This is a genomic window from Streptantibioticus cattleyicolor NRRL 8057 = DSM 46488 (genome assembly GCF_000240165.1).
Classification (GTDB): Bacteria; Actinomycetota; Actinomycetes; order Streptomycetales; family Streptomycetaceae; genus Streptantibioticus; species Streptantibioticus cattleyicolor.
Window position 1 is genome coordinate 1478519 of record NC_017585.1, and the last position, 9475, is coordinate 1487993.

At 75.7% G+C, this 9475-nt stretch carries 7 protein-coding genes; 4 read left to right on the plus strand and 3 right to left on the minus strand.

Annotation, left to right across the window (positions count from 1 at the left end; translation table 11 throughout):
- Positions 1-27 precede the first annotated feature (27 nt).
- From SCATT_RS34170 to SCATT_RS34180, 3 genes are read left to right on the plus strand one after another with little or no spacing between them, the layout of a single operon-like run.
- Entirely contained in the window at positions 28-792 is a 765-nt protein-coding gene (locus tag SCATT_RS34170) for a thioesterase II family protein (RefSeq protein WP_014150761.1), read from the plus strand.
- 19 nt (positions 793-811) lie between these two features.
- Positions 812-2140 (plus strand): MFS transporter, encoded by a 1329-nt coding sequence (locus tag SCATT_RS34175; RefSeq protein ID WP_014150760.1) that lies wholly within the window; start codon positions 812-814, stop codon positions 2138-2140.
- Positions 2133-3377, plus strand: a complete 1245-nt coding sequence (locus tag SCATT_RS34180) for an ATP-grasp domain-containing protein (RefSeq protein WP_014150759.1) — start codon at positions 2133-2135, stop codon at positions 3375-3377. The genes SCATT_RS34175 and SCATT_RS34180 overlap by 8 nt, the downstream gene beginning before the upstream one ends.
- Before the next feature lie 16 nt (positions 3378-3393).
- On the opposite strand, the gene SCATT_RS34185 is transcribed toward SCATT_RS34180, so the two are convergent.
- Genes SCATT_RS34185 through SCATT_RS34195 form a run of 3 tightly spaced genes read right to left on the minus strand, consistent with a single transcriptional unit; the run spans position 3394 to position 7638 of the window.
- Positions 3394-4155: an ABC transporter permease gene (locus tag SCATT_RS34185; RefSeq protein WP_014150758.1), complete on the minus strand. Its 762-nt coding sequence runs from the start codon at positions 4153-4155 to the stop codon at positions 3394-3396.
- A complete protein-coding gene (locus tag SCATT_RS34190) occupies positions 4145-5071 on the minus strand; it encodes an ABC transporter ATP-binding protein (protein ID WP_014150757.1) in 927 nt (308 codons plus the stop codon). The genes SCATT_RS34185 and SCATT_RS34190 overlap by 11 nt, the downstream gene beginning before the upstream one ends.
- On the minus strand, positions 5062-7638 hold the full coding sequence (locus SCATT_RS34195) for a class I SAM-dependent methyltransferase (RefSeq protein ID WP_014627075.1): 2577 nt from the start codon (positions 7636-7638) through the stop codon (positions 5062-5064). The genes SCATT_RS34190 and SCATT_RS34195 overlap by 10 nt, the downstream gene beginning before the upstream one ends.
- A gap of 405 nt (positions 7639-8043) precedes the next feature.
- On the opposite strand from SCATT_RS34195, the gene SCATT_RS34200 reads away from it, so the two are divergent.
- Positions 8044-9465: a carboxyl transferase domain-containing protein gene (locus SCATT_RS34200; protein WP_014150753.1), complete on the plus strand. Its 1422-nt coding sequence runs from the start codon at positions 8044-8046 to the stop codon at positions 9463-9465.
- Positions 9466-9475 lie beyond the last annotated feature (10 nt).

Here is a 9475-nt window from a genome sequence, read left to right on the forward strand (position 1 = left end):
CTCCGCTCGAAAGGGAACCCGCCCGCGATGACGACCGACACCCCCGCCGGGGCCCGCCGGGGCAGCCCCTGGCTGCCGTACGGGCCGCCCGACCCCGGCGACCGCACCCTGTTCTGCCTGGCCAACGCCGGGGCGGGCGCCGCCTCCTACGCCGGCTGGCGCGCCCTCGCCCCCGACGGCGTACGGGTCTGCCCGCTGCAACCGCCCGGCCGCGCCGAACGCTTCGCCGAGCCGCCCCACGCCGGCGCCCCGGCGCTCGTGGACGCCTTGCTCGACGCGATCGGCGACGTCTTCACCGGCGACTACGCCCTCTTCGGGCACAGCATGGGCGCCGTCGTCGCCTTCGAACTGGCCCGCCGGCTCCAGGCCGAGGGGCGCACACCCCCCGCCCACGTCTTCGTCTCCGGCCGCGCGGCACCGTACCTCCCCGAACCCAACCGCCCGATCCACGACCTGCCGCTCGACGCCCTCATCGACGAACTGCGCGTCATCGGCGGCACCCCCGAGGAGATCCTCGCCGAACCGGAACTGATGGCACGCCTCCAGGTGCTGCTGCGGGCCGACTTCGCGGTCAACGAGACCTACCGGTGCCGTGCGGACGAGCCGATCGACGCGCCGCTGACCGTGTTCGGCGGCGACCGCGACCCGCGGGCCCCGGTCGCCTCGCTGCACGCCTGGCGACCGCTGACCACCGGGCCGTTCGAGGTGCGCGTCCACCCCGGCGGCCACTTCTACCTCAACGACCGGCCCGCCGAACTCCTCGCCCTGATGGGCCGGTTCGCCCGCCGATGACCCGACCGGAGGCACACCTGTGGCGTCGCCCGAGACCGCGGCCCCGGACGGACGACGCCGGTACGCGGGGCGCCGCGCCAGGACCGGCTGGTACGTCTACGACTGGGCGCACACCGCCTTCACCACCTCGGTCACCGCCGTCTTCCTCGGCCCCTACCTGACCGGTGTGGCACGGCACGCGGCGCGACCGGACGGCTGGCTCCGGCCGTTCGGGATCGCCGTGCGCCCCGAGTCCTACTACCCGTACCTGGTGGCGCTCGCGGTCGTCCTCCAGCTCGCGGTGCTGCCCGCGGCGGCGGCGCTGGCGGCGCGCGTCGACCGCGGCGTGCTGCTCGGTACGCTCTCCACCGCCGGGGCGCTCGCCACCGCGGGGATGTTCGCGATCGGCGACAGCGGCTGGCTGCTGGGCGGCGTGCTCTTCGTGGTGGCCACCACCGCGCTGGGGGCGTCGGTGACCGTCGCCGACGCCTACCTGCCGCTGCTGGCCCCGCCCGGACGCCGCGACCGGGTCTCCACCCAGGCCGTCGCCGCCGGATACCTCGGCGCCGGGGTGCTGCTCGCGGCCGGACTCGCGGTCTACGCCGCCCGCCGCCGCCTCGGGGTCTCCGAGACCATGGCGGTGCGGGTCAACCTGCTCGCCGTCGGCGTGTGGTGGCTGGTCTTCGGGCTGATCGCCGTCCGGCTGCTGCGCGGCCACGGCACACCCAGCGGCGAGCGCGGCACGCGTCCGGCGCGGCGTACCCTCGCCGCGGCCCGGGGGCTGCGCGCCCGCCCGGCCGCCTTGTGGTTCCTCGCCGCGTTCCTGCTGTACAACAACGGCGTGCAGAGCATGACGTCGCTGGTGGGCACGTACGCCGTCGAGCAGTTGCGGATTCCGCAGGACCAGCTCGTGGTGGCGGTGCTGCTGGTGCAGTTCGCGGCGGTCGCGGGCGCGGTCGCCGCGGGACGGCTCGCCGAACGCCACGGCGGCCGGCCCGTGCTGCTCGGGTACGTGCTGCTGTTCGTGTGCGTCGCGGTCGCGGGCGGGCTGCTGCCGCCGGGGCGGTTCCCGCCGTTCCTCGCGGTGGGCTTCGGGGTGGGCCTGGTGCTGGGCGGGGTGTACGCGCTCTCCCGTTCGGTCTTCGCCGCCCTGGTGCCCGCCGCGCAGGCCGGTGAGGCGTTCGCGCTCTTCGAGATGGTCAACCGGTGCCTGGGCTTCGCCGGCCCGGCCGCCTTCGGGCTGGTGCTCCAGTGGACCGGGAGCTACCGGCTGGCGGGCACCACGATCCTGGCGTTCCTGCTGGCCGGCGGCGCGGTGCTGGCGGCCGGCGGAAACGCCGCACGGGACGGGAGGAGGAACGATGGGTGAGCCGAGCGGGCCGCACCGGGTGCTGCTGACCGAGACGACGAGCGCGTCGGCCCGCGAGGTGCTGACCGTCCTCGGCCACCTCGGCCACCGGGTCGGCGTACTGGACGCCGGCGGGATGTCGTTCACCCGGGGCTCGCGCTGGGTGGCGCGCCGCCACCGGGTGCCGCCGTTCAACGCCGGGCCGTTGCGCTGGCTGGACGCGCTCGCCGGGGTGCTGGCCGGTGGCGGGTACGACGTGGTGCTCCCCACCCACGAGCAGCTGAGCGCGCTCTCGGCGCACCGGGAACGGTTCGCCGCCCTCGTCCCGGGGCTGGCGGTACCGGAGTTCGCCGCCGTACGCAGGGCCCAGGACAAGGCCGAGGCGGTGGCCCTGCTCGACGAGGCGGGGCTGGCCCGGCCCGAGACCGCGGTGGTGACCTCGCCCGGTGAGCTGGCCGCCCGCGACGACCTGCTGCCCGGTTACGTCAAGCTGCCGGTGGCCACCGCCAGCCGCGGGGTGTGGCGGGTCGGTGACGCCGCCGAGCTGCGCCGGGTGGCCGCGCTGCCGGAGGTGTTCGCCGGTGACGGCCGGGTGGTGCTCCAGCGCGCCCTGGCCGGGCCGGTCGCCATGGTCTCGGCCGTCTTCGACCGGGGCCGGCCGGTCGGCGCGCACGTGGTGGTGCGTCGCCGGGACGGTTTCCAGGGCGGCGCCGCGGCCAAGGAGTCGGTGCGCCTGCCGGACGTTGAACGGGACCTGGCCGCGCTCGGCCGGACGCTGCGCTGGCACGGGCCGCTCTCCGCGGACGCCGTGCTCGTCGGCGAGGCACGGGTGGCGCACTACATCGACCTCAACCCCCGGCTGGTCGAGCCGGTCAACGCCCACCTCGCGGGGGCCGCGCTCGTCGAACGCTGGCTGGACGTCTCCACCGGGCGGCCCGTCGGCGACCTCGTCACCGGCGCCGCGGGGGTCCGTACCCACGCGCTGCTGCTCGCCGTGCTGGGGGCCGCAGCCGACGGGCGGGGCCGCCGGGGCGTGGCGGCCGAACTGGCCCGGGCGGCGGCCCGGCGCGGCTGGTACGCGCGCAGCGCCGAGGAGTTGACCCCCTGGGCCGATCCGCTGTCCCGGCTGCCGCCGGCCCTGGCCGCCGGGGTGCTGCTGGTCCGTCCGGCCGCGTGGCCGGCGCTGGCCGGGACGGGGGTGCCGCCGCACGCCCTGACGGCCGCCGGATGGCGCGAGCTGACGGACCGCGCGGGGTGAACGGGCGGGCGGCACCTCACAGTTCGGCGGCCCGTCCCGCACCGCCGAGCAGCCGGGCGTACACCACGGCCGCCCCCGCCACCGCGACGGCCAGCAGCACCGCGCAGGCCGCCACCGTGTCCGAGGTGTCGCCGTCCAGCGCGCCGTTGAACGCCCGCAACGCCCAGTAGCCCGGCGAGATCGGCGCCAGCGGACGCACCCAGCCGGGCATCGTGCTCAGCGGCACCATCACCCCGGCCAGCGCGCTGAGCAGGATCCCGCCGATGTCGTACGCCGCGGACATCTGCGCCAGACTGCGCGCCACCACCCCCAGCGCGGCACCGAGCCCGAGCAGCGCCAGCGACCAGCACAGCACCGTCACGCAGAGCGTGGCCGGCGAGAGCACCCGCAGATGCAGCAGGGCCACACCGAACAGCAGGACGACCACCTGCTGGCAGGCGAGCGCCCCGAGCACCGGCACCGACTTGCCCACCAGCACCTCCAACGGGCGCGCGGGCGAGGCACGCAGCCGGTTCCAGGTGTGCCACAGCCGCTCGGAGAAGATCGCGTTGCCCACGACGCTCAACGCCAGCAGCGAGAACATCACCAGGCCGCCGGTGACCACCCGGGCCCGGCCGGAGGCCTCCCCGTAGGCGGTCACGTACAGCGGACGCATCAGCACCACGAAGCCGAGCGGCAGCACCAGCCGGCTGACCAGCGGACCCGGCTCACGCAGCAGCAGCATCGTGTTGTGCCGGACGAGCGCCGAGGCCCGGATGAAACACTCCTCACCCCGCATCGCGGGCCTCCTCCTGGTGGTTCCCGGCCGGCGGCGCGCCGAGCGCTTCGAAGAGATGGTCGAGCCCCGGGCGGTCGACGTCCACGAACGTGGGGCTGCACCCCGCCGCCACCAGCGCCGCCAGATCGGCGGGGGGATCGAGGCTGGTCAGGTGCCACTCGTCGTTCTCCCGCACGGCCCGCCGCGCCAGCTCCGGCGGCAACCGCGCGGGGCGTGAGGTGTCGAACCGCAGCCGTACGGTGCTCGGCAACCCGTGCAACAGGCTCGACTGCTCGCCCCGGGCCACCACGCGACCGCGCCGAACCACGGCCAACGTGGCCGCCAGATCGGTCAGTTCGGGCAGGTAGTGCGTGGTGTAGACGACCGCCGCGCCGGCTTCGGCACGCGCCCGCACACTGCGCAGCAACGCGGCCCGGGTCTGCGGGTCGGCGCCCGCGGTGGGCTCGTCGAGCAGCAGCAGCGGAGGGTTGCCGATCATGGCGCTGGCCGCCTGCGCCCGTCGCTGCTGGCCGCCGGAGATGAGGCCGACCGGCCGGTCCAGCACGCTTTCCAGCATCAGCTCGGTGGCCAGCCGCCGGATCGCCTCGTGGCGGGCGGCCCGGCGCAGCCCGGCGAGGGCCCCGAACAGCCGCAGGTTGTCGCGGACCGTGGCGGTGCGGTACAGCGAGATCTCCTGCGGGCACACGCCGACCATCTCCCGTACCGAACGCGGGCCGCGCAGCGCGTCGCTGCCGCAGATCCGCAGCTCCCCGGCGTCCGGCCGGACCAGTTGGGTCACCACCTCGACGAACGTCGTCTTCCCGGCGCCGTTGTGTCCGATCAGGCCGGTGACCTCCCCGGCCCCCACCTCCAGGTCGAAGCCGTCGAGCGCCCGGATCCGTCCGTAACACTTGACCAACCCGACCGCTACGAGCATGCGGCGCCCCCGGGCGTCTCCCTCGGCGAGTGCTTGCCGAACGTCCACTTCAGGCTGAGCCCGGTGGCGGTGCCCCCGGGGCGTTCCCGCAAGGAGGGCACGACGCGCGCGTGGAAGGCGCGCACCACGGCCTCGCGGTCGGCCCGGTCCGGCAGTTCGGGGAAGTACTCCTCGGCGTTGGAGGGCACCAGGAGGGTGTCGAGGAGTTCGTCCGGGAGGATCTCGAAGTCCTGCTGGTGGACGTTGCCGGTGAAGTGGGCGTCGAAGATCCCGGTGAGGGTGTCGGCCCGGTTGGGGGCGGGCAGGATCCGCCGTCCGGCGCGCTGGTCGGTCTCGGGGGAGCGGGCGGCACGTGCCCGGGCCACCGCGTCCCGCACCCCGGGCGGCAGTTGGCCGTCGACCGGCGCGGTGAGCACGCTGTGCCGGATCGCCCGGTTGGCGTCGTGGAACAGGTACGCCTCCGGGCCGGCCGGGGCGATGTCCGGCGCGTTCCACAGCAGCGTGCCGCCGGGGTTGATCAGACCGGCCAGGTCGGCGGCGACCCTGGTGAGCGCCCGGGGCGGGATGAGGTGGAAGACCATGCTGGCCAGCACCACGTCCACCCGGTCCCCGGCCATGATCTCGGCCATCGTGCGGAACGCGCCGTCGGGGCCGCGCAGTTCGTGGAAGCGGGTCCACGGGTGGGCGCCGAGCAGCCGCTCGCCCTGGTCGAACCAGGCGGTGCGGATGTCGGCGAGGTGGAGTTCGAGCCGCATGCCGGCGTCGCTGACGAGCCGGTCGGTGCGCCGCTCGGTGAGCGCCTTGAGCAGTTCGATGGCGCCGAGCCCGGTGCCCGCGCCGTAGTCGAGGACACGGATGGTCTGCCCGGCGCCGCCGGTGGCGATCCGCCGTTCGATGGTGCGCAGCGCCTGGGCGACGATCCAGCCGGTGGGGTCGGCCGCCCACGGGCGCGGGCGCCGGGTGTCACCGCCGGCGAAGAGCAGTTCGTGCAGGCCCCGTCCGTCGTCCCCGGACGCCTCGCGCCCGGCGGGGCACGGCACGGCCGGCACGTGCGCGGTGGTGCGTTCCGCCACCGGCAGCAGGCGGTTGAGGCTGACGGCGACGAACGGCCGCCCCGCCGGGTAGCGGTGGCCGGCGTACGGCACCGTCTCCAGCCCGGCCGCGCGGCAGCACTGCAACCAGCGGTCGTGGCCGACCGGATACTGGTGGGACAGGGCGTGGCAGGTGTCGTACGCGACGCTCTGCACGCGGCCGGGGAACCGCCGGGCCACCTGGGGCGCGACGGTGTGGGCCGCCAGCACCACCAGGCCGTGCCGGCGGACGTACGGCGCCCAGCGGCGCAGGTGCTCGACCAGGTCGCGTTCGACCGCCTCGTCGGTGAGCGGCCGGCCGTCGGCGTCCACGTACGCGCCGTCGCCCGCCCCGGGCACCCCCACCGGAGCCGGTGCGCCGGTGCCCCGGAACCGCCGGGCCTGGTCGGCGAAGGCCCGCACGTGCAGCCCCTCGTCCATCGCCAGCCCGTGCCGGGCCAGCTCCGCGGCGATCGCGGCGGGGTCGTCGACCGTGCCCTGGACGAGGACGGCCGGTACGCCGTCCTCGTCCAGGCGTGCGCGTGCCGCCTTCAGCGCGGCGGGGTCGGCGTCGATACCCACCATCACCAGCGGATGGGCGGCCAGGCAGGCGCCGCGCGCGGTCCGGTCGCGGATCGCCCGGTGGATCGCGCTCAGCCGGCCGCCGTCGCCGCAGCCGACCTCGGCGACGAACCGGGGCTGCTCCTCGGGGCACGGGCGGTTGAACAGGTCGAGGACGACGGTCAGCAGGTCCTTGTCGTACCGCTCGTGCGCCGCGTGCCGGGCACGGGAGTTGAGCGCGCGGTCGACGTACCGGGCCGGGTCGTCGGCGGCACCGCCGAGCAGGTCGCCGAGGCGGGCCAGCATCGGCAGATAGGAGCCGACCAGACCGAACCCGGCGGGGGAGAAGCGCTCCCCGGCGACGTCCAGCAGCGCTTCCGCCTCGGGGGAGGGGGCGCCCGCGAGGAGCGCGGGGATCAGCAGCGCGCCGTCCAGATGCGCGGTGACGGCGTCGGCCCGGTCCGGCGGCAGCCCGCCGGTGCCCCACCGCGCCAGCATCCGCGGCAGCAGCGCCGGCCACCGCCGCACCGCCGACCGCCACGCGCCCGCCCAGCCGTCGTCGGCCACCTCGGCGAACGCGGTGAGGAAGCGGCCCACGGCGACGTAGTCCGCGCGGTGGACGGCCATCGCGGCGCCGGACGCGGTCCACCGGGGCGGGCGGTCGGCACGGTGGGCCATGGAGCCGGTCAGCCACCCCTGCGCGGCCAGCGCGCGCAACACCACCCGCAGGCGGCCGAACGCCGGCTCGGACAAGGCGGCCACCTGCCGGCGCATCGCCTCCTCGTCCTGGATCCGGGCGAGCACCCCGGCGCCGTCCAGCGCGGCCAGGGCGCAGGCGAGCACCAGTCCGTCCTGGGCGAGGAACGCGGCCCGGCGCGCGGAGCGACGGTCCGTCGCGGACGTGGCGATGACGTCGATCGGTTCGGGATTGGGCATGCTCACCCTTCGGGGAGGATCGGACGGCGGGCAGGCGGTACGGGCTCCGCGCGGACGGTTCCGTAGGACCGATCGGGCTCCTTGAGGAAATGGCGGAGAAGCGCGCCGGACTCGTCGTGACTTCTCCTTCGGGCGGCGCGCACCGGTGAATGCGTGCACGCGAACCGAGGCGCTACGAGGGCCACCGGCAAAATTAGGAAACAACGGCCGCCGGAAGATACCCCTGTCCGCTCCGCCCGCCATTGTTAGGGGTTTTGCGGACCCGCCGGGCCCGGCTGTATTGATTTCCGGCGGAGCCGAGCCGGTTAGGGGTGGGCGGGGACGGGTTAGGGGCTGACGGGTGGTGCGGTCGTCTCCCTATTCTGCGATTGGCCTGTTCGCCGGTGACCGGAAGAAGCACTCGCGATGACTTTGATCTCGGCCCGCTCCGCGCTCACTTCGGACGACATCGATTTCCGTGACCCGCGCCGCCGGTTGGCCGGTCTGCTCGACCCCGGCTCCCTGGCCTCCGCGGGTCCCGCCGACGGGTGCGGGGTGACCCGGGTGACCGGCCGCGTCGACGGCGCCGAGGTGGTCGCCTTCTGCACCGACGCCACCTCCATGGGCGGGGCGCTCGGGGCGGCCGGCGCGGACCGCATCGTCGAGGCGATCCGGTTCGCCGTCGACCACGACCGGCCCGTCGTCGGGGTGTGGCACTGCGGCGGCGCCCGGCTCGCCGACGGGGTGGAGTCGATGGACGGCGCCGGCCGCATGTTCCGGGCGATGACCGCCGCCTCCGGCCGGGTGCCGCAGATCTCGGTGGTGGTCGGCCCCGCCGCCGGCGCCGCCGCCTACGGCCCGGCGCTCACCGACTTCATCGTCATGTCCGACGCCGCGCGCGTCTTCGTCACCGGCCCCGACGTGGTCCGCGCCGTCACCGGCGAGACCATCGACATGGCCGGCCTCGGCGGACCCGAGGCGCACGGGCCCCGCTCGGGCGTGGCCCATCTGACCACCGGCTCCGAGGCGGACGCCTACCGCACGGCACGGGCCCTGACCGGCTACCTCGCCCGGCCCGGCGCCGTCGATCTCGGCGCGGTCGGTGACGCCCGCGACCCGGCCGCGCTGCTGCCCGGCTCGTCCAGACGCGCCTACAACGTGCTGCCGCTGCTGGACGCCCTGCTCGATCCGGGGACGTTCCTCCAGATCCAGCCGCGCTGGGGCCGCAACATGGCGGTGGGACTGGGCCGGCTGGCCGGCCGCTCGATCGGCGTGGTGGCCAACAACCCGTTGTACAAGGGCGGTTGCCTCGACTCGCTGTCGGCGGAGAAGGCGGCCCGGTTCGTGCGCACCTGCGACTGCCTCGGCGTGCCCCTGCTCGTCGTCGTCGACGTGCCCGGCTACCTGCCCGGGGTGGGCCAGGAATGGGGCGGTGTGGTGCGCCGCGGCGCCAAGCTGCTGTACGCGTTCTCCGAGGCGGTGGTGCCCCGGATCACGTTGATCACCCGCAAGTCGTACGGCGGCGCGTACCTGGCCATGAACTCCCGTCCGCTCGGCGGCGACGCCGTCTTCGCCTGGCCGGACGCCGAGGTCGCGGTGATGGGCGCCGAGGCCGCCGTCGACGTCCTCCACCGCCGCGCCCTCGCCGCCGCCGACGCGGAAGAACTGCCCGCACTGCGCAGCCGCCTGGTCGAGGAGCAGCGGCGCAACGCGGGCGGCCTCGACCGGGCGCTGTCGCTCGGCGCGGTGGACGAGGTGGTGGCCCCCGCCGACACCCGGCGCCGCCTCGCCCAAGCCCTCCACGACCTGCCCGCCCGCCGCGGAACGCACGGCAACATCCCGCTGTGACGCGTCCCTC

What these genes read in the sequence shown, in the direction of transcription:
- SCATT_RS34180 (WP_014150759.1), top strand. Translation starts at nt 2,133, where the DNA reads ATGGGTGAGCCGAGCGGGCCGCACCGGGTGCTGCTGACCGAGACGACG.
- SCATT_RS34185 (WP_014150758.1), bottom strand. Translation starts at nt 4,155, where the DNA reads ATGCGGGGTGAGGAGTGTTTCATCCGGGCCTCGGCGCTCGTCCGGCAC.
- SCATT_RS34170 (WP_014150761.1), top strand. Translation starts at nt 28, where the DNA reads ATGACGACCGACACCCCCGCCGGGGCCCGCCGGGGCAGCCCCTGGCTG.
- SCATT_RS34195 (WP_014627075.1), bottom strand. Translation starts at nt 7,638, where the DNA reads ATGCCCAATCCCGAACCGATCGACGTCATCGCCACGTCCGCGACGGAC.
- SCATT_RS34190 (WP_014150757.1), bottom strand. Translation starts at nt 5,071, where the DNA reads ATGCTCGTAGCGGTCGGGTTGGTCAAGTGTTACGGACGGATCCGGGCG.
- SCATT_RS34200 (WP_014150753.1), top strand. Translation starts at nt 8,044, where the DNA reads ATGACTTTGATCTCGGCCCGCTCCGCGCTCACTTCGGACGACATCGAT.